A 25,786-nucleotide genomic window follows, 5' to 3' on the forward strand; every position below is an offset into this window, starting at 1 on the left:
ATGCGTTTCCTACGTTCGGCGCTTACCAGCCTGATGATCCTGCTCGCCCTGGGCTGCGCCGGCTGGGCGCTGGCCGCCCAGGGCGGACGCTGGAGCGTGCGGCTGGACGTCCTGACCCATTTCGCCCCGCTGCTGCTGGCGCTGGCGCTGGTCCCGCCGCTCTACGCCCTGGTCTTCGAACGCGGCCAAGCCCGAGCAGCGCTGCTGGCCATCTCGGCGGTCGGCGTCGCCGCCTCCGGCCTGATGGTAATGCCCGAATATCTGCGCCCGACAAGCGAGCCGATCGCCGAGGGCGCGCCTGGCCAGATCAAGCTGATCCAGTTCAACGCCTGGGAGCGCAACAGCCGCCAGGCCGAGACCATCCGCTGGCTGCGGGCCCAAGACCCCGACATCCTGGTGATCGAGGAAGCCACCCTGATCGGCCCGGCCCTGCGCGAGGCGTTCGACGACTACCATGTCAGCTGCGGCCGCTGCAGCGTGATGATCCTGTCCAAGGCCGAGCCCGTGGCCCGCGACGTGCCGGTCCCGCCCAGCGCCGACCACATCCGCCCGCCGATCGCCGGGGCGACGTTCCACGACGCGCGCGGCGAGTTCAGCGTCTTCGGCACCCACTACACCTGGCCGATCTACGGCGGCTGGCAACAGGCGCAGGGCCGGGTGATCGCCGGCCTGCTGGACCAATTCCCGAAGGACCGCCTGATCCTGACCGGCGATTTCAACTCCACGCCATGGTCGTTCAGCCGCCGCCGCGAGGACCAGATGTTCGGCCTGGAGCGGCGCACGCGCGCCCTGTTCTCCTGGCCGGCCGACCGCGGCCCCGCCGGAACCGGCCTGCCGTTCGGCCTCCTGCCGATCGACCACGTCTATGCCGGTCCCGGCTGGCGCACCGTGAAGATCGAACGCGGGCCCCTGCTCGGCTCGGACCACTACCCGGTGATCGTCACCCTGGCGCCGTCAGCGTAGGGCCAGGCGGGCCTTGCGCAGCGCCTCGCGCAAAATTCGGCGCGGCGGATGAGGAAGCGGCTCTCGCTGGCGTCGCGGCGCAGTTCCAGGGCGCGCTTCTCCGCGGCGATTTCGGCCAGTTCGGCGGCGTGCTGCTCGGCGGCGGCTTCCAGCTCCGCCTCCAGTTCGGCGACCTTGCGGAGCTGGGCCGGCGTCGGCCCGCGCGGCCGCCTGGGCTGCGGGGCGGCCTTGGGCGCGGGCGACTTCGGCGGGGGCGATTTCGGAGGGGGCGATTTCGGCAAGGGCGGGGCGGCCCGCGGCCCCTTGCGGCCAGCCACGAAGGACGTGATCGTCGCCGGCCGCCGGATCACCTCCCCAGGCCGGGCGGTGGCGGCGGCCACCAGCTCGGGATCGTCGGTCTCGCGCGCGCCGCCGGTCTGGAAGAGGTCCTGGTGCGCGCCCCAGGCGGCCAGGGCCTTGGCGCGCGAGCTGGCGGCGACGACGTAGTCGGTGAAGCCGTCCGAGGTGACGAAGACCTTCAAACGCGCCGCCACCCTTATCTCCCTAGCTCAGCGACGCGAGCTCCCGAGAGAGGTTGTCCCGCGCCTGTGCGTCCAGCCATTCGGCGAAGGCCGGATCGGGAAAGATAACCTGCGCGTCGAGAAAGCGTTGCAGCACGCGCGCGCGGCCGGCGCGCCAGAGCTCGTCGGGAACGTGGGCGTATTCCTCGCGCACCGCCCGGGCGTAGGCGTCGTAGCGGTCCGCCGGCGCGCCGAGGACGGCCAAGTCGATGGAGACCAGCAGCTCGCCGAGCCGGTCGCCCTCCTCCGCCTCATGCCCGGCGGTCAGCATGATGAGGCGCGCGACCTCGTCCCGCGCGTGGATGGAAAGGTCGAAGTCGCGCAGGTCGGCCCGGGCCATCTGCGCGCTCCGGGCTTCGTTGTCCGATGCGGCCGGATCATAGACGGCGTCGTGCCACCAGATCGCAAAGGTCAGGATCTGGCGTTCGGTCTCGGTCAGGTCGGGAACCTGATCGAGCAGCGCCAGGCACTGCTCGATATGGGCCCGCGTGTGGTAGCGGCGATGCGGCTGGGCATACGCCGCTTCCAGCGTCGGCGTCACGCCACGTCCGCGGCGACTCGGGCCGAGACGATCTTGCCGGGCGCGCGCGGCGGCTCGCCCTTGGGCAGGGCGTCGACCGCGTCCATGCCTTCGGCCACTTCGCCCCAGACCGTGTACTGGCCGTCGAGGAAGGTGGCGTCGTCCAGGCAGATGAAGAACTGGCTGTTGGCCGAGTGCGGGGCCGAGGTGCGGGCCATCGAGCACACGCCGCGGACGTGCGGCTCGCGCGAGAACTCCGCCTTCAGGTTCGGCTTGTCCGAGCCCGAGGTGCCGGTGCCGGTCGGATCGCCGCCCTGGGCCATGAAGCCGTCGATGACGCGGTGGAAGACGACGCCGTCATAGAAGCCTTCGCGCGCCAGTTCCTTGATGCGCTCCACGTGGCCGGGGGCCAGGTCGGGGCGGAGTTTGATCGTCACCGTACCCGTGTCCAGGGTCAGGATAAGGGTGTTTTCCGGGTCCATCACTTCACCTCCGATGGGATTTTGATCTCGCATGCCGAGAACGACGGGCCCTGGCTGGCGCGAACGCGTTCGATCTCGGCCTTGAACCAGGCGCTGCTTGGATCGACCACGCGCACCTTGGGGCGTTCGGCGGCCGGGATATCGGCCAGGATGCGCACCTTGTCCATCTTGTCCTGCGGCGGAGCCACCGGTTCGCCGACCTTGATGGCCCGCACGACGTCGAGGCCGACGATCACCCGGCCCCAGCCGGTGTAGCGTTTTTCCAGCGACGGATAGGCATGGCGCATCAGAAAGAACTGGCTGTTGGCGCTGTCCTCGCCCTGGCCGCGGGCCATTGCGGCGACGCCCGGGCAATAGAGCGGCCAGGCCGAAATCCTGCCGTCGGCGGTCATGGCCATGAGCATCGGGCTCTGGCTCATCACCGGCAGGGACTTGATGAAGCCGACCTGGCTGACGTTCAGGTCGGCGACCTGCACGAAGCCGGCGTCGGCGCCGAGGCGGAACAGGAATTCCTGCTGGAGGTCCGGCTTGTCGCTGCCGCCCGTGCCCTTGTCCTCGGGATCGCCCGTCTGGGCCATGAAGTCGTCGATCACCCGGAAGAAGCTGCGGCCGTCATAGAAGCCGGCGCGGGTCAGTTCCTTCACGCGCTGGACATGGGCGGGCGCGACCTCGGGCGTCATCTCCACGATGATGCGGCCCTTGTTGGTGTCGATCACCAGCAGGTCGTCGGGATTGGGCGTGCGCCAGTCGGCAGCCGACGGCGCGGCGGCGGGAGGAGATTGAGCGGCGGCGGGCGCCGCCATCGCCAGGACAGCGGCGGTGAGCAACAGGGAACGGATCATGCGCCACTCGTAGCGGGCAAAGCGCGAGATCGCCACCCCGTCGGAACCTGGTCGTTCAGGCCTGGCTGACCTTGGCCATCAAGGCGTCCTTGATGCGCGGGCTGACGAACTTGCCGATGTCGCCGCCGAGCACCGCGATCTCCTTGACCAGCTTGGACGAAATCGCCTGGTGGCGCGGATCGGCCATCAGGAAGACCGTCTCGACCTCGCGATCGAGCTGCTGGTTCATCGCGGTCATCTGGAACTCGTACTCGAAGTCCGCGACCGCGCGCAGGCCGCGGACGATGACCTGGGCCCCGATCTCGCGGGCATAGTGCATCAGCAGCCCCTGGAACGGCTGCACGATGATCTCGGCGCGATGCTGAAGGTGCTCGGTTTCGGCCTGGAGGATCGCGACGCGCTCTTCGAGCTCGAACAGGGGTCCCTTGCCGACATTGATCGCCACGCCGATGACCAGCTTGTCCACCAGCTTCACGGCCCGACCGATGATGTCGGTATGGCCATTGTGGATCGGGTCGAAGGTTCCCGGATAGAGCCCCACACGCGTCATTCGACGTCTCCCCCCTGTTGCGGTGCAACAGGATTTCACCGGCACAGGCGGTGAAAGCAAGCCCAAATCTCACACGCAACCGCTTGCTGAACCAGCGGTTGCGTGCGGCGCAGGTGCGCGGACGGCCTATTCCCCGGCGTCACCATCGTCTTCGGAATCGTCCTGGCCCTGGTCGGCCAGACGTTCCACGGAAACCACGTGCTCGTCCTTGCTGGTGCGGAAGATCGTGACGCCCGAGGTGTTGCGGCCGACCATGCGGACCTGGTTCACCGGCGTGCGGATCAACTGGCCCTGGTCGGTGACCAGCAGAATCTCGTCGAACTCCTCGACGGGGAACGACGCGGCCAGGCGGCCGCCCTTCTTGGTCAGGTCCTGGGCCAGGAGCCCCTGCCCGCCCCGTCCGGTGCGGCGGAACTCGTAGGCCGAGGTCCGCTTGCCGAAGCCCTCGGTCGAGACCGTCAGGATGACCTCCTCGGCCGCCCCCAGTTCGGCGATGCGCTCGACGCTGAGGGTGACGTCGCCCTCGGCCTCGTCGTCGTCGGGCGGCGCGACCTCGTCGACCTCGTCGCCGGTGGCCCGGCGCATGGCGTTGGCGTGCTTCACATAGGCGGCGCGTTCGGCCGGCGAAGCCTCCACCGAGCGGAGGATCGCCATCGAGATGACGCTGTCGCCCTCGGCCAGCCGGATGCCGCGGACGCCGGTGGAGTCACGGCCGGCGAAGACCCGCACCTCCTCGGTGGCGAAGCGGATGCAGCGGCCCAGCGCCGTGGTCAGCAGGATGTCGTTCTGCGCCGCGTTGCAGAGGCCGACGCCGATGATCTGGTCGCCGTCGTCCAGCTTCATGGCGATCTTGCCGTTGCGCTTGATGCCCTGGAAGTCGGAGAGCTTGTTGCGGCGGACGTTGCCCGACCGCGTGGCGAACATCACGTCGTACTGATCCCAGGCCGCCTCGTCCTCGGGCAGCGGCAGGATCGAGGTGATGCTCTCGCCCGGCTCGATCGGCAGCAGGTTCACGAACGCCTTGCCGCGCGAGTTGGGATTGCCGACCGGCAGGCGCCAGACCTTGAGCTGGTAGACCTTGCCGCCCGACGAGAAGAACAGCATCGGCGTGTGCGTCGAGGCCGAGAACACGCGGGTGACCGCATCCTCGTCCTTGGTCGCCATGCCCGAGCGGCCCTTACCGCCCCGGTGCTGGGTGCGGTAGGTGGTCAGCGGCGTGCGCTTCACATAGCCGCCGTGGGTGACGGTGATGACCATCTCCTCGCGGGCGATCAGGTCCTCGTCCTCGACGTCGGCGTCGCCGTCGACGATCTCGGAGCGGCGCGGCACGGCGAAGGCGTCGCGCACGGCCACCAGCTCCTCGCGGACGATCGACATGACGTTGGCGCGCGCCGACAGGATGGTCAGGTGGCCCTGGATGGTGTCGGCCAGTTCGCGGGCCTCGCCGAAGATCTCGTCGCGGCCGAGGCCGGTCAGGCGAGACAGGGTCAGGGCCAGGATGGCGCGGGCCTGCTCTTCCGACAGCCGGATCAGGGCGCCGTCGATCACCAGGGTGCGCGGATCGGCGATCAGCTCCACCAGCGGCAGCATGTCGCCGGCCGGCCAGTCCCTGGCCACCAGGCGCTCGCGCGCCTCGGCCGGGTCCTTCGAGGACCGGATGATGTGGATGAACTCGTCGATATTGGCCACGGCGATGGCCAGGCCGACCAAGACGTGACCGCGGTCGCGGGCCTTGGACAGCTCGAACTTCACGCGCCGGACGACCACTTCCTCGCGGAAGTCCACGAAGGCGACGATCAGGTCGCGCAGGTTCATCTCGCGCGGGCGGCCGCGGTCGAGCGCCAGCATGTTGACGGCGAAGGACGACTGCAGCGGGGTGTAGCGATAGAGCTGGTTCAGGACGACGTCGGGCGAGGCGTCGCGCTTCATCTCGACCACGACCCGCATGCCGTCGCGGTCGCTTTCGTCGCGCAGGTCGGCGATGCCGTCGATCTTCTTCTCGCGCACCAGCTCGGCGATGCGCTCGACCATCGCGGCCTTGTTTACCTGATAGGGGATCGAGTTGATGATGATGGCTTCGCGGTCCTTGCGAAGCTCCTGGATCTCGGCCTTGCCGCGCATCACCACCGAGCCGCGGCCGGTCATCAGCGCGTTGCGCGCGCCCGAGCGGCCGATGATCTCGCCGCCGGTCGGGAAGTCCGGGCCGGGCACGATGTCCAGCAGGGCGTCCAGCGACACTTCGGGATCGTCGACATAGGCCAGGCAGGCGTCGATGATCTCGCCCAGGTTATGCGGCGGGATGTTGGTCGCCATGCCGACGGCGATGCCGCCGGCGCCGTTGACCAGCAGGTTGGGGATCCGCGACGGCAGGACGATGGGCTCCTGCTCGGTGCCGTCGTAGTTCTCCTTGAAGTCGACCGTGTCCTTGTCGAGGTCGGCCACCACCATCATGGCGGCCTTGCTCATCCGGCTCTCGGTGTAGCGCATGGCCGCCGGCGGGTCGTTGTCCACCGAGCCGAAGTTGCCCTGGCCGTCGATCAGCAGCAGCCCCATGGAGAACGGCTGCGCCATCCGGACCATGGTGAAGTAGATCGAGGCGTCGCCGTGCGGGTGGTACTTACCCATCACGTCCCCGACCACGCGGGCCGACTTCACATAGGAACGGTCGGGCGTGTGGCCCTGCTCGTTCATGGAGAACAGGATACGGCGGTGCACCGGCTTGAGGCCGTCGCGCGCGTCGGGCAGGGCCCGGCTCACGATCACGCTCATGGCGTAGTCGAGATATGAGCGCTTCAGCTCGTCTTCGATGGCGATAGGGGCGATGCCCCCGCGCCGACCGTCATCCGGCGGGGTATGGGTTTCGTCGGTCAAGGAGAGGATTTAGCCGTTTAGAATCGGACACAAAGCTAGGTTCTGTTGTTACCATCCCGGAGGCCGCTAGGCCAAATGTCCGTAGAGTTCCGAACCCAGGTGCTAGACCTCATGAAATATGCCCTCGCCGCGCTCGCCGCCACCCTTTTCGCCGGAACGGCGATCGCCGCAGACGCGCCGGCCAACCAACGGATCGAATTGAAGAATTCGGCCGGCGATGCGATCGGCGCCGCGACCCTGACCAATGCGCCCAAGGGCGTGCTGATGCGGATCGAGCTGACCGGCGCGGCTCCGGGGTGGCACGGACTCCACTTCCACGAGAAGGGCGACTGCTCGAAATCCGACTTCACCTCGGCCGGCGGCCACGTCCACGGCGGCCCGACCATGGTCCACGGCCTGCTCAATCCCGACGCCAACGAGGCCGGCGACCTGCCGAACATCTTCGTGGCCGCCGACGGATCGGCGAACGCCGAGATCTTCAGCACCTTCGTCTCGCTCGGCGGCGTCGACGGGCGCCAGGACCTGGCCGACAAGGACGGTTCGGCCATCGTGATCCACGCCAACGCCGACGATCACCAGACCCAGCCGATCGGCGGCGCGGGCGCGCGCATCGCCTGCGGCGTCATCGCCGGCGGCTGACCGCCCTCCCCCTGACTCCAGGGCCGCCGCGGGCCTCGTCCGCGGCGGTTCCTCAACCTCGCTCCGGATCATCGCCATGCTGAACCGCCGAGATCTCCTGCTGGCGGGCGCCGCCTCGCTGGCCGCCGCTCCCGTCGCCGCGCAAACCGCCGACGGCCCGCGCCTGACCGCGCTGCTGGACAAGGCGATGCAGGACGCGTTGATCGCCTCGCCGCAGCTCATGACGCTGACCGGGTTCGACACCGGGACCAACGCCGCCGCCAAGCACCGGCTCGACGACCGCTCCGAGGCCAGCCTGGCGAAGATGAAGGCGCTGTTCGCACAGATGGCCGCCGATCTGCGGCGGTTCGATCCGGCGGCGCTGCGCGGGGGCGACCTGCTCAACTACCGCACCGCCGCCTACCTGGCCGACGTCACGCTCCAGGGCTACGAATTCCCCTATGGCGACCCGGGGGTGGGCGGCGCGGTCCCCTATATCGTCTCGCAGCTCAGCGGGAACTATCGCAGCATCCCGACCTTCCTGGGCAGCCAGCACCGGATCGCCAAGGCCGGCGACGCCGAGGCCTATCTGGACCGCCTGGCGGCCTTCGGTCCCTCGCTCGACCAGGAAACCGAGCGCGCCCGCGCCGACTTCGCGCGCGGCGCGACGCCGCCGGACTTCATCCTGCGCACCACGTCGGGCCAGATCTCGGCCATGCTCGCGCCGGCGCCCGACGCCTCCGAACTGGTGACCAACCTCACCCGGCGCACGACCGAGAAGGGCCTGGAGGGCGACTGGCAGGCCCGGGCGACCAAGATCGTCGAGACGGTCGTCTACCCGGCCCTGCGCCGCCAGCTCGAGCTTCAGCAACAGGCGCTGCCGACCGCCTCGCACGACGCCGGATGCTGGCGACTGCCGCAGGGCGAGGCCTACTACCGGTTCGCGGTCCGCTCGTTCACGACCACCGACATGACCGGCGACGACATCCACCGCCTGGGGCTGGAACGCGTGGCCGAACTGACCGCCCAGGCCGACGAAATCCTCAGGCAACAGGGCATGAGCCAAGGCTCCGTCGGCCAGCGCATCTCGGCCCTGCGGCGGCGGCCAGACCAGATCTATCCGAACACCGACGCCGGCCGCGCGCAGTTGCTGGCCGACATGAACGACATGGCCGAGGCGATGCGCAAGCGGCTGCCGCAGTACTTCGGGACCCTTCCCAAGGCCCCGGTCGAAATCGCCCGCGTGCCGACCACGATCGAGGCCGGCGCTCCCGGCGGGTCCTATCAGCCCGGCTCCGTCGACGGCTCGCGGCCGGGGATCTTCTATATCAACCTGCGCGACACGGCCGAGCAGCCGCGCCTAGACCTGCCGACCCTGGTCCATCACGAGGTGCTGCCGGGCCACCATCTGCAGATCGCGCTGGCCATGGAGGCCAAGGGCCTGCCCTTGATGCGCCGCATGCCCCTGTTCTCCGGCTACTCCGAGGGCTGGGCGCTCTATGCCGAGCAGCTCTCCGACGAGATGGGGGCCTTCCAGGACGATCCGCTGGGGCGGCTGGGTTATCTCGCCTCGCTGCTGTTCCGCGCCGCCCGGCTGGTGGTGGACTCAGGCCTGCACCACAAGCGCTGGAGCCGCGAACAGGCCATCCGCTACATGGTCGACACCCTGGGCGACAAGGAAACCAGCGTCACCCGCGAGGTCGAGCGCTACTGCGTCCAGCCCGGCCAGGCGTGCAGCTACATGCTCGGTCACGAAGTGTGGGTGCAGGCGCGCGAGGCGGCCAAGGCGCGCATGGGCGGGGCCTTCGACATCCGCGCCTTCCACGACGCCGGCCTGCTGTACGGAGCCGTCCCGCTGTCGGTGCTGAGCGCCCACCTCGACGGCTGGGCGCGCAACGGCGGGCGCGTCGCCTGATCCCGCCTATCTGGCGGTGACGTTCATGACCGCGAGGGTCATGGCCATGACCCCGGTGCGGATCGACGGCTCGGCGGCGGGCGCGAAGAACGGCGAGTGATTGACCGGCAGGGCCGCGCCGGCCTTCTGGGCGTCGGCGATGGTCTTGGCGTCGTAGCCGCCGATGCCGAAATAGACCGACGGCGTGCCGGCGAGGATGAATTCCGAATAGTCCTCGCTCGCCGAGCCGGCCTGCGGCTGGACCACGGCGTCGGCCCCGAAGGCGGCCTGGAAGACGCCCGCCGTGCGTTCGGTCAGCGCAGCATCGTTGATCACCGCCTTGCCGCCCGGAACGATGGTCACGGCCGGCGCCGGCGCGCCGGCCATGTCGGCCACCGCCCTGGCGGTCCGATCGACCCCGGCCAGGATCTTGTCGCGGACAGCGGCGTCCTGGGTGCGGATGGTCCCGCGCAGATGGGCGCTGTCGGGAATGATGTTGCCGGCGCTGCCGGCCTGGAACGAGCCGATGGTGACGACGCCGAACGCGGCCGGGTCCTTTTCGCGGCTGATCACGCTCTGCACGTCGACGACGAACCGCGCGCCCATCATCACCGGGTCGATGGTCGCGGCCGGCATCGAGCCATGGCCGCCGCGGCCGGCGAACACGACATCGAGGCTGTCGGACGTCGAGCTGACGGCGCCGGGCTTGTAGTAGACCTGTCCCGCCAGGCCAGGCCCGACATGCAGCGCAAATCCGTAGTCGGCCTTGCCGAAGCGCTTGATGAAGCCGTCGTCCAGCATCGCCTTGGCGCCGTTGACGGTCTCTTCCGACGGCTGGGCGACGAAGACCAGCGTCCCGCGCCAGTCGGCCTTGGTCGCCACGAGCGCTCGGGCCGCGCCGACCCAGGCGGCCATGTGCACGTCATGCCCGCAGGAATGGGCGACATAGGTCTCTTTCCCGTTCCAGGTCGCGGTGACGCGGCTGGCGTAAGGCAGGCCGGTCTTCTCCTCCATCGGCAGGGCGTCGAGCTCGGTGCGCACCAGGACCCGGGGGCCGTCGCCGTTCTTCAGGATCGCCACGAGGCCGGTTCCGCCGACGCCCTCGGTCACCTCGAAGCCCAGGCCGCGCATCTCGGCGGCGAGCCTGGCGGCCGTGCGCTTCTCCTGGAAGCCCAGCTCGGGATGGGCGTGCAGATCCTTGTAGAGGGCGTCGAGCTGTCCGTAGTCGCGGTCGATGACCGCGGCGACCTGCGCCTTGGCGGCAGCGACGTCCAGCGGCGCGGACCAGGCCGGCGCGGCGAGCGCGAGGATGGCGGCCGACGCGGCGCAGAACAGCTTGATCATAATACCCCCCGGGGAAGCGCGTGGCCGAGGTCTAGCTCGCCGCGCCGCCGAAGGCCACCGCCGCGGCGGCCGGCGGGGGGTGACGGGCGGTTATAGCCCGTCACCCCCAAGGCGCGGTCAGTTGCTGCTCGCGACCGGATTGGCGAGCTTGGCCATCGCGGACTCCAGCGCCTTGTGCAGGCTGAGCGTGTCGGACGCTTGCCGCGGCGGGTACTTTTGCAGGCTGAGCAGATGCTCGGCCAGGTAGGGCTTGGCGACCGTCGGCGCCCACATCTTCTGGGCGAAGAACTTGCGGCCGGCATAGCCCCATTCATGGCTTTCCGGATCCATCTTCTCCATCGGATCCATGCGCAGGTTGAACAGATAGGGGACGTTCGGATAGCTCCGCTCGTTCCACCAACTGCCTTCCTTCTTCACCGCGATATGCATCTTCCAGTTGCCGACGCGGACGGCGGTGAGCTCGTTCTCGTCATAATAGAAGTAGGCCTTGCGGGCCGACGGCGCGGTCTCGGGCGCCTTCCAGTGGTCGATCTGGTTGAAGCCGTCGAGGTGGACCTTGTAGGTCACGCCGTTCACTTCGTAGCCGGTCAGCAGCTTCTCCTTGAGCTCGGTCAGCCCGGCGGCCGCGGCCAGGGTGACGTAGAGATCCTCGTGCGACTGCAGGCCGTTCGACCAGGCTCCGGCGGGGATCTCGCCCGGCCAGCGCGCCAGGCAGGGCACACGCACGCCGCCCTCCCAGGTGGTGCCCTTCTCGCCGCGGAACGGGGCGTAGCCGCCGTCCGGCCAGAACATCATCTCGTTGCCGTTGTCGGTGGAGTAGACGACGATCGTGTTGTCGGCCTGACCATTGTCGTCCAGCCACTTCAACAGCACGCCGATCTGCTCGTCGTGCTCGAGCATCTTGGCGCGGACGAGATCCTCCTCGGCGCGGCCTTCGTTGACCGCCTTCTGGAGGTACTCCTTCTGGGGCCGCGACCAGATGTGGATGGCGGTGGTGTTGAACCAGCAGAACCAGGGCTCCTCGCCCTTGCCGTTGCGGTTCAGCCAATCGATCGTCTTGTCCAGCACCTCGCCGTCGAAGGTCTCCATCCGCTTGCGGGTGAGCATGCCGGTGTTCTCGATCTTCTGCTTGCCGACGCGGCCGAACACCGGGTCCTCGGTCGGGTCGTCCTGGTCGGTCGCCCAGGCGTGCAGCACGCCGCGGGGACCGAACTTCTTGGTGTATTCGGGATCCTTCTGGCCGGGATAGTCGAGCTCCTCGGGCTCCTCCTCGGCGTTGAGATGATAGAGATTGCCGAACCACTCGTCGAAGCCGTGGACGGTCGGCAGGAACTCGTTGCGGTCGCCCAGGTGGTTCTTGCCGAACTGGCCGGTCTTGTAGCCGGCGACCTTCAGCACCTCGGCCAGGGTCGGGTCTTCCTTCTGGATGCCGAGGGTCGATCCGGGGATGCCGATGGTGGTCATGCCGGTGCGGATCGGGTTCTGGCCCATGATGAAGGCGGCGCGGCCGGCGGTGCAACTGGCCTGGCCGTAGTGGTCTGTGAAGATCACGCCTTCCTGGGCGATGCGGTCGATGTTGGGGGTGCGGCCCATCATGCCGTGGGTGTAGGCCCCCACGTTCCACATGCCGATGTCGTCGCCCCAGATCATCAAGATGTTCGGCTTCTTGGCAGCCATGCCGTCCTCCTCTGGTTTGCGCAAACGCGTCAGGGGGCGACGGTAGGACTCCTGCAACTTGAAGGTTTGTCCGGGCGCGCAAAAAAGTTGTCCATAGGCGCATGTGGCCCGCCTGTGGGGCGCCGACCGGAGTTACAGGCGCTGAACGCTCGTCCTGAATGGCGCGAACCAGGCATGGGTCGTCAGTCATGTACCGAGCCGGCGTCATCCACAGCGGCTTTCTCGAAGGCGCCGCTCCGCTCATTCGGGAGCTCGGTTCCGATCCGGAGGGGCTTGCGGTCACCTGCGGCCTGCCCCCCGAGGCCCTGACCGACGGCAGCCTCGTCCTGCCCGGGCCGGCGGTGTTCGACTTCCTCGAACGCGCGGCCGAGGCCTGCGCGGCGCCGGATTTCGCCCTCCAGATGGCCGCCCGGCGCGGCGGGCTCCATATGCTCGGGCCCGTGTGGGTCGTGATGCGCACGGCGTCGACCGTAGGTGAAGCCCTGGCCGCAGGAGCCAGCAATCTGGCGTTTCGAATGACGGCGATCAGCGCGCAGATAAGCCAGGAGGTCGACGCCTGGGCCGTGGAGCTCGACAGCGCCGCGGCCCGCGAGAGGGACGTCCAGGGGATGGAGTTCTGCCTCGCGCTCGTGACGCTGCAGATGCGCGCCTGGCTCGGCTCAGGCTGGAGGCCGCTGACGACGCAGTTCCGGCACAGCGCTCCCCAGGACCGTCACGCCCACACCGCGATATTCGGCCACACGATACAGTTCGAGCAGGATCGGAACGCCATCGTCTTCGATCCGGCCGCCTGGAGCACCCCGCTGCCCTCCGACGACCGTCGGGCCAGCCGGGTGTTGAGCGAGGCCTTGCAATGGGAGGCGATCCTGGAGGGCGAGAACCTGCCGCGCCGCGTGACGCAGGCGCTTCGCGCGGGCCTGCCCCGGGGCCGGATCGGCCTGGCCGACGTCGCGCTCGACCTGGGCATGCCTTGCCGAACCCTTCAGGACCGACTGCGGCGGAGCGGCGCCACCTTCCACGACCTGCTGGACGCCGTGCGCATCGAGCTGGCGGTGCGGTATCTCTGCTCTTCGGCCCTGCCCGCCTACAGGATCGCCGAACTGCTGTCCTTCGCCGACAGCAGCGCGTTTTCGCGATTCGTCAAACATCGGACGGGCCGCTCTCCGCGGGACGTCAGACGCGACGGGGGCGCCAGATTGCTCGCGGCGTCCAATCGGCCGCCAGCCGAAGCCCGGGCTTCGACACGTCACGTCTCGAGCGACAGAGGAACGTTCCCCGGCTCGCTTTAGGCGCAGCTCGAGATGAGCGGCGGGCGCCAATAGGCGCGCGCACGCCGCGTGTAAACAGCGGCTCGCGAGAGGTCGCCGTAGAGGGCAGGAGCGAAGGCGAGCGAACAGTCTCGATCCATCTCAAGCACGATCCGCCGGCGCGCGTAGTCGAACTGGGCCGAGATCACATGGGGCCCCTTCAGGATTTGCAGCTCGGTGTTATCGGTCATTGGTGGCGCCGCGCCTGATATGTCTCGGAGTCTTCTCTTCGCCTTGATGCGCCGCTCTCCTACTGGCAAGTAGCGCGCGCTCCGACCGCCCCGAAGCGACGCTTGGATCATATGCTGCAGGGCGCGCGTGGCGCGATCCGGGATCCTCTGTCTCGCGCCGATAGGAGACACTCGCGCTGGGCTGGAAAGCGGACATTTCACGCGCCCCGCCTGGGTCTGAAGACCCGCCCACGATCACGGGACAGGTCGCACCCCCGCCATGCCCGCGAGGAGTGCAAAGATCATGAGCGACCCGTCGAGGGCTATGTGAGCCAGTGTCGAGACCCAAAGGTTTCGGGTCCACAGGTAGGGCAAGCTCAGCACGAGCCGACTAGATCCGATGACCAGCAGGGCCTGCAGAACATGCCACTGGTAGGTTGGCAGATGCAGCGCCCCGAAGACGACCGCCGAGACCAGCCATCCGCCCGCGATCGCGGGGCCGCGGGACGCGCCGACCCTCAGGAGCGCAGCGCTGACGGCGAGCAGCACGACGACTGTTATTAGCTCCTCTCCCAGCAACTGGAGAGGAACGCTCGCCAGGAACTGCGCCGCTTGGCCAAGCGGAATATGCGCCAGCATGTCGACCGATGGATTGGCGGTCGTGGTGCCGAACCGATTGACGCCCAAGGCAACGAGCGCTGACGTCAGGAGAGCGATCGGCGCAAAGGCCAAACCAAGCCAAACTTGGCTCCAGGTCAGCCGGCGGAAGAGCCGCGTCCAGTCGTAGCCGGCGACCAATGCCAGACCCAGGAGAGGCCCCGACACGAAGAGACCGACCGCAAGCCAGCGCCCCGTCCAACCGTGCAGCGTCAGCGGCACGGCCAAAAGTGAGGCGAACCCCACGCTCGCACACCCCAGCACGACCAACCATCGCCCAAGCGAGAGCGGCGACGGCGCGCCTTCTATGTAAGGCAGCGGCGGCGAAGTCCCCCCGAACACGCTCAGTACGGGTTGATCGAGCGTACCTGCCCAGACGCTGTCACCGTGCAGATCGAGCGATAGGGGCCAGTGGCCATGGTCATTTCGAAGTCACCGCGACCCAGATCGCGCACGCTGATCGGCACACTGCTGCCACGCGGGCGGTTCTGGAACTCGTCAGCACGGCGCGAACAGGCGTCTCGCGCGACATCCGGGGCTCCGCGAACCCAACCGGTATTGGTATATCGCCGGTTGCTCGCCTCAGCTTCGCCCGCCAAATAACCCTCATGATAGCCCTCGGTCTCGTGGCGGTCGTCGTATGGAGAGCCAAAAAGGGCAGCCTGGTAGCCGCGCTCATACTCGCGGTCATGGCTCTGATCGGCGTCCTTGTGCCGGTCGTTGTGAGCCGCTAGGGCGGCCGCAAGACCAACGATCGCGACACCGGCGGCGATCGCGGCGGCGTTCGAACCTGCACCGTTAGAGCCGCATTCACTGCGCCCAGCTTGGTTTATCGACTGGTACCGCCCATCGCTGGTCATGATCGCAACGCACTCGTCGCCGCGACGCCAGTACGTCAGACGACCATCGCCCAGCACCTCCGACTTGTCGGTCGTCTGATAGCCGCGGCGGCTGAGCTCACTCTCTGCCTGGCCGGCGCGCGCGCCGACCAAGTCCGCGAGGGAGCTTGGTGTTTGGGCAAGAGCAGGTGCGGTCCCCATGGCGACTGCTAGCGTCCCCGTCATCAAGCTTAAGCGAAACGACTTCATCGACTTCTCCGGTTCGAGTGGGGCAAAGGGTGCATTTCGCACGAAGCTGCGCAAGGCTCGCGACGCTAAAGCACGCCCTTGCAGCCTCCCGGTCCGCGCTTCGCAGGGTCGACGCATTGCAGGCAAGGTCTTGGATGCGCGTGGTGCGCTCGATGAGGAGCGGAAGGCGCTCACCACTGGGGAGCAAGGGTATCCGAATAGAAGCGACGCTACTCATCTACGCCTCGCTGCAGGTGGGTTTTACCCACGCTAGAACAGCTAGGTCATAAGGGGCAGGTGCAAAAAAAGTGGCTAGAATCAATACATTCCAGCCACTTAGCTACACAATGCGTATAGGTCTTTGCTAGAAGGGGATTTCGTCGTCCAGGTCGGCCGAGAAGTCTTCGCGCGGGCCTGAACTCTGGTTGCGCTGGCCGCCGCCGAAACCGCCGCCGCCGCCGCCATAGCCGCCGCCGTAATCACCACCGCCGCTGCTGCTGTCGCGCTCGCCGTCGCCACGCCCGTCGAGCATGGTCAGTTCGCCGCGGAATTTCTGCAGCACGATCTCGGTCGAGTACTTTTCCTGGCCCGACTGGTCGGTCCATTTGCGGGTCTGGATCGCGCCCTCGATATAGACCTTCGAGCCCTTGCGCAGGTACTGCTCGGCGACCTTGACCAGGTTGTCGTTGAAGATGACCACCCGGTGCCACTCGGTCTTTTCCTTGCGCTCGCCCGAGCTGCGGTCGCGCCAGGTTTCCGACGTCGCGATGCGCAGGTTCGCGACGCGATCGCCTGAGTTGAGGCTGCGGATTTCGGGATCGGCGCCGAGATTGCCGACCAGAATGACCTTGTTGACGCTGCCCGCCATGAGCTTGTCCCTTGCTTTCCGTGCTATGCGGCCCAGCGGCCTAAGCGCGGGACGCTAGACGAGCGCAGGACGCGGATCAAGTTAATGTTCCGCATATGTTCACGCCGTTCCGCGCTTCGTCCACAGAGGATTTGTCGCGCCGCCCGGGCTATTGCGCGGGCGCAGGCTCCGGCTGACGCGGCATGGCGCCGGGCACGGCCAGTCGTCCGTCCCCCGTCCGCACCAGCGCCAGATAGGGCGCCTGCTCCAGCGACGGGGCCGTCAGGATCCCCTGGCGCTCGACGAAGATGAAGTTGCCCTTGTAGGCGCCCGTCACCTCGCGAACCGAGCCGCCCATGCGCAGGAAGCGGACGCGCATCGATTCCAGCTCGGCGGCGCAATGCTCCAGGTCGGGCACGTTGGTCGCCAGCTTGTTGTACTTCAGTTCGCCGTCCTGCTTGGAGACGACCCAGCAGATCCCCTCGCCGCCCGGCGGCAGGGTGCGCTTGGAACAGGCGGCCAGCGCGAGGACGGCGATACCGGCGACGAGAGCGGAGCGGAGCAGCATGGGACCAGCCTATAGCGGCGATTGCGGCGGCGCGAGGGCGAAGGTGAAGCCGCCGACAAGACGCCTTAGCCGATGGGAGAGATGGAGCAGTTCTGCGCCTGTTCGGCCAGGGGCCGGAAGCTGCGGTTGTCGCCGGAGACCTCGACCTTGCCCGGCACCAGGCGCAGGGTCTGCTGCATCCAGCGCCCATAGGTCGCCCCGCCCGGCCGCTCGCAACGGCCGGCGAACAGCGTCTGGACGCAGGCGTTGAGGGTCAGGTCGTTCGGCAGCTTGCGCCATCCGCCGTCGACGTACCGCCAGCAACTGCCGGCGGGCGCGCTGGCCGCCGCGGGCGCCTGAGCCGGCGCCGTGGGCGTCGGGGTCAGCGGCACGACGGCTTCGGGCTGCGGCGGCAGCGGGGTCAGCATGGTGCCGGCCTGATCGGCCGCGGCCAGGTTGCCGGCCTCGTCGACCCCGACATCCAGGGCGCCGGTCGCCACGCCGTTGCGCTTGGCGCATTCGGCCAGGGTCATTTCCCCGACATACTGACCGGCCTCGAAGCAGCGCAGCGGCTTGGCCGGATCGAGCCGGCCGTCGTCGGGCGCGCCGGTCTCCACGACCAGGCCCCCCTGCGACGCCGGCGGCGGCGCGGTCTTCTCGCCGCGCCCCTTGTCGACCATCACGCTGGCGATCACGACGCCCGCCAGCAAGGCGAGCGCGCCGCCGGCGAGGGCCAGAAGCGTGCGCCGATCTTTCAGGAAATCCATACGCCCTCGCTAGACCGTGCGTGCGACGGTTTCAAGCGCGCGTCTGGTTCAGCCGCCGCCGGTCAGGCGGTTCAGGCCGGCCGTGTAGTTGGCGATCTGGTTCTTCAGGTAGGCCGGCACTTCCCCGGTCGCCTTCTTCTTCTCGCTCGCCGGCTTCATGCCGTTCTCGAGGTCGCGGAAAGCCGTCCGCAGGATCGAGGTGGCCATGGTCAGCTTGTCGATCACGGCCTTGATGTCGTCCTTGCTGGCCAGGCTGAGGTCGCGCGGCAGCTTCAGGCCGTACATGGGCGCGCCGCCGTCGCCGATGACCATCTTGCCGTCTTCCATCTTGGTGCTGCGCACGAAGCCTTCGTGCAGGCCCAGGGCCTCGAGCGCGTCGCGCCCGCCCTTGCCGCCCAGGATCTCGATGCTGCTGCGGCTGTTCTGCGGCCGGATCTGCAGCTTGCGCACGTCGCCGTCGGAGACGACCTCGGCCTTCACGGCGTAGCCGGTGGCGCGCAGGATCTTCTTGGCCAGCGACTCCAGGGTGTCGGACGCCTCGATGGTGATGGTCACCGCCGGGCCGTCGATCCGCCGCCGGATCTGGAACTGATCGCCGGGCCGGGCCGAGGTCGCCGAGGTCACAAGCTGGGAGTCGGAATACTCCATCTTGCCGGTCGGCAAGCCCAGGCGATCGAGGGCGCTGGCGCCGTTCACGTCGACCGCGATGGAGGTCGGCGTGGTCATCTTGTCCTTGCCGGTGAAGCGCTGCGACCAGGCGATCTCGCCCGTGCCGATATCCAGCCCCACCGCGAAGCCGTCGGTCTTGCCGACCGCGTCGGGCATGTCCGGCAGCGCCGTCTTGGTCGTTCCTGTCAGCCAGACCTTGCCGCCGGCCACGGTCATCGCCGTGGCGCGATCGTCCCCCTCGCCGCCGTAATAGGCGATGGCGTCGTTGCCGGTGCTGAGATCGGCCGAAATCCGCGCCGCGAAGGCGTCGATGCTGCCCGAGGCCGGCCGCGTGGTGTTGCCGACGCCGAGCACCGCGCCGGTCGAACCGGCCAGCACGATATTGCCGCCGTCGATCACCACGCCGGCGATCGTGCCCCCGCCCAGCGAGCCGAGGCTGCGGGTCGCGGTCAGGGTCGGGGTCTTCGGATTGCTGACGTCGAAGCGACGGAGCTTGACCTCGCCGCCCTCGACGCTGGCCACCACGACGTTCGTGCCGTCGACCACCAGGCCGGCCGGCTTGTCCTCGCCGCTGGTCCCGAACTGGATCGTCGACTGCAGTTTGCCGTCGGCGGCGAACACGCGCAGATAGTTGTCCCAGTTGCCGTTGCTGCTCTGCGCCGGCATCGCGCCCTTGGCGCGGCCCATCACGTAGACCGAGCCGTCGGCGCCGAAGGCGACGCTGGTCGCCTCGTCGTCGTCGCGGGCGCCCTGGCGCTGCGACCAGAGCTCCTCGCCGGCGCTGTTGAACACGGCCACGAAACTGTCGGGCTTGGTCGGATCGACGCCTTCGTCGGCGCGGGTGATCTTGGGGATCGTGGCCAGGGACCCCTCGCCCACCGGCACGCCGCCCGCGGCGAAGCCGCCGGTCACCGAGCCGGCGACGGCGATCTGGCCGTCGGGGCCGACGCTGAGCGCCAGGCCGCTGGCGTCGTTCGAGGCGCCGAGCGTGCGCGTGTAGACCAGCTTGCCGGCCGAATCGAACTTCATCAGCGCGACGTCGCCGGCGCCCTTGATGGTCTGGCCGTCGATCGTGCCGTCGACGTCGGCCAGCATGTAGAGCGAGCCGTCCGGCCCGGTCACCGTGGTGCGGACCTTCTCGACGCTGTCAGGCAGGGCGACGTTGAACACCCGCCCCTCGACCCAGTTGACGTCGCCCGGCCGGCGGACGGCGTCGGACGTGGTCCCGGTCTCGAACTTCAGCAGTTCCTCGAGGAGGACGGGGTCCGAAGACGCCGCTTCCGTCCCCGTCTTCGGAGTGGTGGTCGTTGTGGTGGTGGTCTTGGGCGGCTTGGGATCGCCCGAGGTCTGGGTGATGTAGACCGCCGGCGAGGTCACCGGCGAGGAGAAGGTCAGGATCTCGGTGCTATCGCCCTGAATCTTCAGCGCGAACTTGTCGAGCTCCTTGCCGAGCTTGATCGTTCGGCCATTGACCTCGGTGGTCTTCTCGGCGCCTGGGATCTTCTCGACCGCAAAGCGCGTGGTGAAGCTGGTGCCGGCCAGCTTGGCGTTCATGAACTTGACGACCTCGGTCATCGACCGGGGCTGCGAGCCCATCTCCGACAGGTCGAAGTCGATGGTGGTCTCGGTCTTGTTGGGCAGCCGCACCTTGACGCTGAAGCGAACATCGCCCTGGAAGGCCTCGACCGGCTCGTCGGCGGTTCCCTGGTGCAGCGGCGGGGTCACATAGCGCGGGGTGGTCTTCGGAACGCCGACCGTGCCCTTGGCCTTGTCGGTGGCGTCGCCGTGGGTCAGGCGCAGCTTCTCGAACTTCGCGGCGTCGATGTAGCTCGACACCTCGGCCATGCCGCGGTTGAACGCCGCCTGGATCCGCTTCAGGTCCGCGGCGGACGTGTCCTTCGAATCGGCCTTGCGCGCGAGCGCCTCGAGGGTCGCCAGGCCCTGGTGCATGGCGAACAGTTGACGGTAGTCCTCGCTGGCGCCCTTCACGTCGAGCTGGGTCTGATACTCGTCGATGAACTTGCGCCCCATCATGACGCTCTGGAGCATCTCGTCGGCCTTGGGGGCCTTCGACAAGCTGCTCCAGGGGGGCGTGGGGGCTTTCTTGACGGCGCCGACGGCGCTGGTCGGCGAGCCGGCCGCAGCCGCGCTGGCGTTGGTGCGCGCCTGATAGTACCCGAGCAGCAGATTGGTATCGAGGCTGATCACCTAGCCCACCGAGCTTACGCAACTTCCCAACCGCAGATTGCGGCATAAGGGCTGACGAGATGTTAAGGCCCGACGCCCGCCGGTAAAATAACGGCCCCGGAGCTCGAAGCTCCGAGGCCGGGCACGCTCCCCTCGAACAGGCGTCAGCCCTTGAACAACTGCAGGATGACCTGCGGCTGCGAGTTGGCGATCGCCAGCGCCTGGGCGCCGAGTTGCTGTTGCACCTGCAGCGACTGCAGGCGCGCGCTTTCCTTGGCGATGTCGGCGTCGACCAGGTTGCCGATGCCGCTCTCCAGCACGTCCTGAAGCTTGCTGACGAAGGTGACGTGCTTCTCGATCTGCTTGGACTGCGCGCCCATCTCGGCGAGCGCGGCGGTGACCTTGCTGATCGCGGTGTCCAGCGAGCCGAGCACCGACTTGGTCTGCGTGGTCGTGCCGTTCAGGTTGGTGCCGTTCAGATTGATGATCGAGCCGGAGATCGTGAAGTCCTGCGGCGTCAGGGCGATGTAGCTGTCGCCATCGGCGTTGGCCAGGAAGTGCAGGTTCGCCGTCAGGCTGCCGTTGAGCACCGAGACGCCGTCGAACTCGGCCGAGGCGGAGAACTGGCTGATCGCCTGCAGGAGCGTCTGGAACTCGTCGTCGAAGGCCTTCTTGGTCGCGGTCGTCGCCGAAGCCTCGGCCGCCCCCACCACCTTCTCGCGCATCTGGACCAGGATGTCGCTGATCTGCTGGCCGGCGCTCAACGCCACGTCGGTGATCGAGGTGGCCCGGTCCAGGCTCATCTTGACCGCGCCTAGCGAGCTGAAGTCGGCCCGCTGTTTCTGGGCGATCGCGTAGACGGCGGCGTTGTCCTTGGCGTTGGCGACGCGCAGGCCGGTGTTGATCTTGTTCTGGACCTGCTCGAGCTTCTCGTTGGTCGCATTCAGGTTCTGGAGCGCGATCAGCGCCGACTTGTTCGTGTTTACGCTCATCGGCATGGCGCTAATCTCCTTCAGAGAACCCATGAATGACGCGCGACTCGCACGCCGAAACTATGGTTAACGCTAGGAAGCGCATGGTTTCCGAAAGATTAACGCAGGCATGACGAAGAGCCGCAGACCCCAGGGCCGGGCTGCGGTTGCGCCTTGCGGACAAGGCGCGCTTCAGAGCCCGGCGAGCGGGCGAAGGATGTCAGGCCTGAGTCGCGATGACCGTTCCGGCCACGTAGGCCTCGGCGTCCCGCATGCGCAGCACCTCTTCACGCGGCAGTTGCAAGACCACCTCGCCGGTCCGGCGATCGACGGTCTTGTAGACGAAGCTGCCGGCCTGGCCTTCTTCGATGACCAGCCGCAGATCCGGCTCGGGCGAAGGCGGCGGAGCGGCGACAGGCGCAGGCGTAGGCGTAGGCGTAGGCGCGGGTTTGGCGACAGCCAGAACCGGCTCGACGTCCGGCAAGGCCGCCACGACTGAGAGCTTGTTCTCCATGGTCCCTTTCGCCCGCCGCTTTCGCGCGCGAGCGACCCCAGTTGCGCGAGGACGGCGGAGAGGTCGCCCTCCCCGCCGCCGACGCAGGGCGCAGCCGAAGCCGCGCCCCTTCGTCCTATCGGAACAGTCCGAGCAGGGTGCTCGACGACTGGTTGGCGATGCTGAGGGCCTGCACGCCAAGCTGCTGCTTGGTCTGCAGGGCTTGCAGCCGCGCGCTTTCCTTCGCCAGGTCGGCGTCGACCAGGTTGCCGACCCCGGCGTCCAGGGTGTCCTGGAGCTTCATGACGTTGGTCATGTGGGTGTCGAGCGCCTTGGCGCCGGTGCCGAGCTTGGACAGGGCCGAGGAGACGTCCTGGATGGCCTCTTCGACTTCCGTCACGTCCGCCGAGGTCACGCCCGAGGTCAGGGTTTCCAGGGTGGCGGCGATCTTGGCGTTCGACTTCGACAGCACGACGTGATCGATGTCGATGGTCGCGGTCGCGTCGGCGTTGGCGATCGCCTTGATGCTCGAGCTGTTGACCGAGGTCGTCGAGATCAGGTTCACGCCGTCGAAGGTGGCGTTGTTGGCGATCGTGTCGATCTGGTCGCGCAGCGACTTGTATTCGTCGCTGAGCGCCGCCTTGGAGGCGGTCGACAGGCCCGCTTCGGTCGCCGCCAGGACCTTTTCCTTCATCTGGACGAGGATGTCCGAGATGGCGGTGCCGGCCGACATGGCGACGTCAGCCACCGACTGGCCGCGTTGCAGCGACGAGACGACGGAGTTGAGCGAAGCCGATTCGGCGCGCTGGTTCTGGGCGATGGCCCAGATGGCGCCGTTGTCCTTGGCCGACGAGATCTTCAGACCGGTGTTGATCCGGTTCTGAACGGTGCCGAGCTCTTTGTTGGTGGTGTTGAGGTTCTGGAGCGCGATCATCGCGCCCTGGTTGGTATTAACCGAATTCATGGCCATACGCGTGGTTCCTTTTCTCGGAGACCGGCGTCGTTTTGACTGCCGGAGGCATTTTGCCCGCCTGAAGCAAAGCAATTGCGGGGCCACCGTCGCGAAGACCTATCTATTTGTTTTTACATGATAATTCGTATTTACCCGGGGTAAACCACGCCTCGGGAGCCGATTCCAGAGCCCGATCGGCAAAAATTGCCGGGCCGCGTCGGCAATTTTTGCCGATCGGCACTTATCGCCCAGCGCCAGGCCAGACGCCCGAACGCAAGACGCCGGCCACGAGGGCCGGCGTCGGGATCTGGTCGAAATTAACGAAGTCGCCGGAGGCGAACGGTCCTAGGCGGCGGCGGGCGCGTCGGCCTTCTGGGACAGCGCCTGCATCATCATCTTGTTGATCTCGATGAGCGTGTCGAAGTTGTCCTCGCCGCGCATCACTTCGCTGGAGTGACGGCCGACGAACAGGCTCAGGGAGATGATTCCCGCGCGGACCTGCGGCGGCAGCCTGTTGTCAGGTTCCGAGCAGTCGCGCGCCAGCGTCGACCACAACCGCCGATTCCAATCGATCGCATCGATTCGAACCGCGAAATCAGTCACCGGAGCCTCGGATGCCACGATCAGCGCCCGGGTGACCTGGCCGAACAAGCGATACTCGGCGTCCTTGGGCGCCTCAGCCCGGCTGGCCGCCTGCTGGTAAGCTCGAAGCGACATTCCCCAACCTCTTGTCTTCGTACTCGATCAACTTCCGGCACAACATGAGCGCCTTGTAGTACTCACGGGCCATGGCGTGCTTGGAGATCGCCACGCAGTCCGTCAGCACTTCCGGGTTCCGGATGACGCCCATGAACTCGGTCAGGCGTTCGGCGAATTCGTCGTAGTAACGGCCCGCCCCGCCATCATCGAGATACATCATCATCATCGGGAAATAGATGCGACGGGCCGGCGTGGCGGCGTCTTCGGGCTGCATGATGTCCTTCTCGCGAAGGACCGACGCCTTGTTCTGGAGAACCAGGGTCGTACGGCGATCGCCGTTCTGAACCACCGCGCCGTTGAGAACGAACTTCTCTCCGGGCTTCAGGGACAGCTTAAGCGGCATTCCTCGATCTCCAATAGAGGCGTGTCGCCCAACTCGCCTGCGTTTCAGCAGTCCGATTGGGCAAGGCTAGATGTGAGGGGTTAACCGGACCTTGCGACGCCCCTCTCGCCCCCAGGACATTAGCAGACCGTTAAGCATGATTTTTCAAGATCGCGGCATGCGGGACCCGGGGACAGCGTAATGAGTGTGACTTCGGGCCGCGACGCCCTCCTGCGGCGCTTGCAGGCGCCTCGCGGCGGCCCCGCGGGCGACTCGGCGTCGAAGGAATCGGTCAGCCGGCTGCGCGGCGAGCTCAGCAGCCTGAAAGCCGCCAAGGCCGCCCTGCCCCACCTGAAGCGCGCGCTGTCCCACATCGCGGCCAAGGACTACTCCGCAGCCCGGGACGCGGCCGAGAAGGCGCTGGGCCGCGATCCCGGCCTGATCCACGCCTGGCACCTGCTGGCGATCGCCCGCGAGCACCTGGGGGACTGGCCGGCCGCCCTGGAGGCCTACGAACGCGGCCTCGCCCTGGATCCCGCCAATCCGCCGATCGCCAACGACCTAGGCCGCCTGGCCTTCAAGATGGAGATGCTGCCGCAGGCCGAGGCGCTGTTCCGCCACTACCTGGCGTTCCGCCCCCATGCGCCCGAGAGCACCAACAACCTGGCCTGCGTCCTGCGCAGCCAGATGCGCTACGACGAGGCGATCGAGCTCCTGAAGCCGGCGCTCCAGGCCCATCCCGACAAGGTCATGCTCTGGAACACGCTGGGCACCGTCATGGAAGACATGGGCGAGACCGAGCAGGCCGGGCTGTTCTATGGCGAGGCGCTGCGGCTCGACCCCGGCCAGGTCAGGGCGCGCTACAATCTCGCCAACGCCCTGTTCGCCAACGGCCAGCACCAGGAAGCCATCGCCCTGTGCCGCGAGGCGATGGCCGGCTGCAAGTCGCCCGAAGACCTGACGATGATGCGCTTCGCCCTGGCCACCATGCTGCTGGCGACGGGAGAGATCGGCCAGGGCTGGGACACCTACGCCGCGCGGCTGGAGCCGACCTACTACGACCCGGTCGATTTCGCGGTCCCCTGCCCCCGCTGGGAGCCCGGCATGGACATCGAGGGCAAGCGCCTGCTGCTGATCGGCGAGCAGGGCCTGGGCGACGAGGTCCTGTTCGCCAACACCCTCGACGACGTGCAAAGGGCGCTCGGCCCGGGCGGGCGCCTGACCCTGGCGGTCACCGACCGGCTTCGGACGCTCTTCACCCGCTCCTACCCGCGCGCCGAGGTCGGAACCCACGTCAGCGTCAAGTCGCAGGGCCGGACCGTGCGCCGCACGCCCTTCATCGAGGACTGGTCGCAGATCGATCTGTGGGCGCCGCTGGGCGAGGCCCTGCGCGTGTTCCGCCGCTCGATCGACGCCTATCCCCACCGGCCGCAGGGCTTCATGACCGCCGATCCGGCCCGGGTGCGCCATTGGCAGAGCGTCCTCGACGGCCTGCCCGGACAAAAGGTCGGCCTGCTCTGGACGAGCATGGTCATCGACTCCACCCGCCATCGCCATTTCGCGCCGTTCGAGAAGTGGGAACCCGTCCTGCGCACGCCGGGCGTCAGCTTCGTGAACCTCCAGTACGGCGACCAGAGCGCCAGCATCGAGCGCGCCCGGTGCGAATTCGGCGTCGAGATCCACCAGCCGCCCGGCATCGACCTGAAGAACGACCTCGACGACGTCGCGGCCCTGGCCTGCGCGCTGGACC

Annotated in this window: 24 protein-coding genes and 1 pseudogene; 5 read left to right on the forward strand and 20 right to left on the reverse strand. The window is 67.8% G+C overall.

What is annotated here, in order from left to right; all coding sequences use genetic code 11:
* A complete protein-coding gene (locus RTL41_RS13545) occupies positions 1-963 on the forward strand; it encodes an endonuclease/exonuclease/phosphatase family protein (RefSeq protein ID WP_312165303.1) in 963 nt (320 codons plus the stop codon).
* Here the strand turns inward: RTL41_RS13545 and RTL41_RS13550 are convergent.
* The 6 genes from RTL41_RS13550 to gyrA form a co-directional block, all read right to left on the reverse strand.
* Positions 927-1,496: a hypothetical protein gene (locus RTL41_RS13550; protein WP_312165305.1), complete on the reverse strand. Its 570-nt coding sequence runs from the start codon at positions 1,494-1,496 to the stop codon at positions 927-929. The two genes, RTL41_RS13545 and RTL41_RS13550, sit on opposite strands and share 37 nt — an antisense overlap.
* A gap of 10 nt (positions 1,497-1,506) precedes the next feature.
* Positions 1,507-2,064 (reverse strand): phosphohydrolase, encoded by a 558-nt coding sequence (locus tag RTL41_RS13555; RefSeq protein ID WP_312165307.1) that lies wholly within the window; start codon positions 2,062-2,064, stop codon positions 1,507-1,509.
* On the reverse strand, positions 2,061-2,525 hold the full coding sequence (locus tag RTL41_RS13560; protein ID WP_312165309.1) for a peptidylprolyl isomerase: 465 nt from the start codon (positions 2,523-2,525) through the stop codon (positions 2,061-2,063). Before RTL41_RS13560 ends, RTL41_RS13555 begins: the two co-directional genes overlap by 4 nt.
* Positions 2,525-3,367 carry a peptidylprolyl isomerase gene (locus RTL41_RS13565; protein WP_312165311.1) on the reverse strand — a complete coding sequence of 281 codons (843 nt, stop codon included), beginning with the start codon at positions 3,365-3,367 and terminating at the stop codon, positions 2,525-2,527. Before RTL41_RS13565 ends, RTL41_RS13560 begins: the two co-directional genes overlap by 1 nt.
* 55 nt (positions 3,368-3,422) lie before the next feature.
* Positions 3,423-3,917, reverse strand: a complete 495-nt coding sequence (gene coaD, locus RTL41_RS13570; RefSeq protein ID WP_312165313.1) for a pantetheine-phosphate adenylyltransferase — start codon at positions 3,915-3,917, stop codon at positions 3,423-3,425.
* 126 nt (positions 3,918-4,043) lie between these two features.
* On the reverse strand, positions 4,044-6,788 hold the full coding sequence (gene gyrA, locus RTL41_RS13575) for a DNA gyrase subunit A (RefSeq protein ID WP_312165316.1): 2,745 nt from the start codon (positions 6,786-6,788) through the stop codon (positions 4,044-4,046).
* A 99-nt stretch (positions 6,789-6,887) separates the two neighbouring features.
* Between gyrA and RTL41_RS13580 the strand changes: the two genes are divergently transcribed.
* Positions 6,888-7,427 (forward strand): superoxide dismutase family protein, encoded by a 540-nt coding sequence (locus RTL41_RS13580; protein ID WP_409418340.1) that lies wholly within the window; start codon positions 6,888-6,890, stop codon positions 7,425-7,427.
* A gap of 76 nt (positions 7,428-7,503) precedes the next feature.
* Complete coding sequence (locus tag RTL41_RS13585; protein WP_312165320.1) at positions 7,504-9,321, forward strand: DUF885 family protein; 1,818 nt, start codon at positions 7,504-7,506, stop codon at positions 9,319-9,321.
* 6 nt (positions 9,322-9,327) lie between these two features.
* Here the strand turns inward: RTL41_RS13585 and RTL41_RS13590 are convergent, their stop codons facing one another.
* Together RTL41_RS13590 and RTL41_RS13595 are read right to left on the reverse strand one after the other, a co-directional pair.
* Entirely contained in the window at positions 9,328-10,644 is a 1,317-nt protein-coding gene (locus RTL41_RS13590) for an amidohydrolase (RefSeq protein ID WP_312165323.1), read from the reverse strand.
* Positions 10,645-10,761: 117 nt separating this feature from the next.
* Positions 10,762-12,321, reverse strand: a complete 1,560-nt coding sequence (locus RTL41_RS13595) for an arylsulfatase (RefSeq protein WP_312165325.1) — start codon at positions 12,319-12,321, stop codon at positions 10,762-10,764.
* Positions 12,322-12,509: 188 nt separating this feature from the next.
* On the opposite strand from RTL41_RS13595, the gene RTL41_RS13600 reads away from it, so the two are divergent.
* On the forward strand, positions 12,510-13,610 hold the full coding sequence (locus RTL41_RS13600; RefSeq protein WP_312165327.1) for an AraC family transcriptional regulator ligand-binding domain-containing protein: 1,101 nt from the start codon (positions 12,510-12,512) through the stop codon (positions 13,608-13,610).
* On the opposite strand, the gene RTL41_RS13605 is transcribed toward RTL41_RS13600, so the two are convergent.
* The 12 genes from RTL41_RS13605 to flbT form a co-directional block, all read right to left on the reverse strand.
* On the reverse strand, positions 13,607-13,819 hold the full coding sequence (locus RTL41_RS13605) for a hypothetical protein (protein ID WP_312165329.1): 213 nt from the start codon (positions 13,817-13,819) through the stop codon (positions 13,607-13,609). The genes RTL41_RS13600 and RTL41_RS13605 overlap by 4 nt on opposite strands.
* A 234-nt stretch (positions 13,820-14,053) precedes the next feature.
* Positions 14,054-14,677, reverse strand: coding sequence for a type II CAAX prenyl endopeptidase Rce1 family protein (locus RTL41_RS13610; RefSeq protein WP_312165645.1), 624 nt, complete (start codon positions 14,675-14,677; stop codon positions 14,054-14,056).
* Positions 14,678-14,799: 122 nt separating this feature from the next.
* On the reverse strand, positions 14,800-15,543 hold the full coding sequence (locus RTL41_RS13615) for a hypothetical protein (protein ID WP_312165331.1): 744 nt from the start codon (positions 15,541-15,543) through the stop codon (positions 14,800-14,802).
* A 343-nt stretch (positions 15,544-15,886) separates the two neighbouring features.
* Positions 15,887-16,390, reverse strand: coding sequence for a single-stranded DNA-binding protein (locus RTL41_RS13620; RefSeq protein WP_312165333.1), 504 nt, complete (start codon positions 16,388-16,390; stop codon positions 15,887-15,889).
* Positions 16,391-16,538: 148 nt separating this feature from the next.
* Positions 16,539-16,937 carry a hypothetical protein gene (locus tag RTL41_RS13625; protein ID WP_312165335.1) on the reverse strand — a complete coding sequence of 133 codons (399 nt, stop codon included), beginning with the start codon at positions 16,935-16,937 and terminating at the stop codon, positions 16,539-16,541.
* Between the two features lie 65 nt (positions 16,938-17,002).
* Positions 17,003-17,683: a hypothetical protein gene (locus RTL41_RS13630; RefSeq protein WP_312165337.1), complete on the reverse strand. Its 681-nt coding sequence runs from the start codon at positions 17,681-17,683 to the stop codon at positions 17,003-17,005.
* A 48-nt stretch (positions 17,684-17,731) separates the two neighbouring features.
* Positions 17,732-20,560 (reverse strand): hypothetical protein, encoded by a 2,829-nt coding sequence (locus RTL41_RS13635; RefSeq protein ID WP_312165339.1) that lies wholly within the window; start codon positions 20,558-20,560, stop codon positions 17,732-17,734.
* Between the two features lie 143 nt (positions 20,561-20,703).
* Positions 20,704-21,537: a flagellin gene (locus RTL41_RS13640; protein WP_312165341.1), complete on the reverse strand. Its 834-nt coding sequence runs from the start codon at positions 21,535-21,537 to the stop codon at positions 20,704-20,706.
* A 193-nt stretch (positions 21,538-21,730) separates the two neighbouring features.
* Positions 21,731-22,024, reverse strand: coding sequence for a hypothetical protein (locus tag RTL41_RS13645; protein WP_312165343.1), 294 nt, complete (start codon positions 22,022-22,024; stop codon positions 21,731-21,733).
* A gap of 115 nt (positions 22,025-22,139) precedes the next feature.
* Complete coding sequence (locus RTL41_RS13650; protein WP_312165345.1) at positions 22,140-22,973, reverse strand: flagellin; 834 nt, start codon at positions 22,971-22,973, stop codon at positions 22,140-22,142.
* A gap of 327 nt (positions 22,974-23,300) precedes the next feature.
* Positions 23,301-23,672: a flagellar biosynthesis regulator FlaF gene (gene flaF, locus RTL41_RS13655; protein ID WP_312165347.1), complete on the reverse strand. Its 372-nt coding sequence runs from the start codon at positions 23,670-23,672 to the stop codon at positions 23,301-23,303.
* The gene (gene flbT / locus RTL41_RS13660; protein ID WP_312165349.1) at positions 23,632-24,057 is read right to left on the reverse strand and encodes a flagellar biosynthesis repressor FlbT; all 426 of its coding nucleotides are present in this window, start codon (positions 24,055-24,057) and stop codon (positions 23,632-23,634) included. Before flbT ends, flaF begins: the two co-directional genes overlap by 41 nt.
* A gap of 180 nt (positions 24,058-24,237) precedes the next feature.
* Between flbT and RTL41_RS20890 the strand changes: the two are divergent.
* Positions 24,238-24,969 (forward strand): annotated as a pseudogene (locus RTL41_RS20890) (tetratricopeptide repeat protein); the annotation flags it as partial.
* Positions 24,970-25,786 lie beyond the last annotated feature (817 nt).

Origin of the sequence: Phenylobacterium sp., from assembly GCF_031984885.1 — a bacterium.
GTDB lineage: Bacteria > Pseudomonadota > Alphaproteobacteria > Caulobacterales > Caulobacteraceae > Phenylobacterium.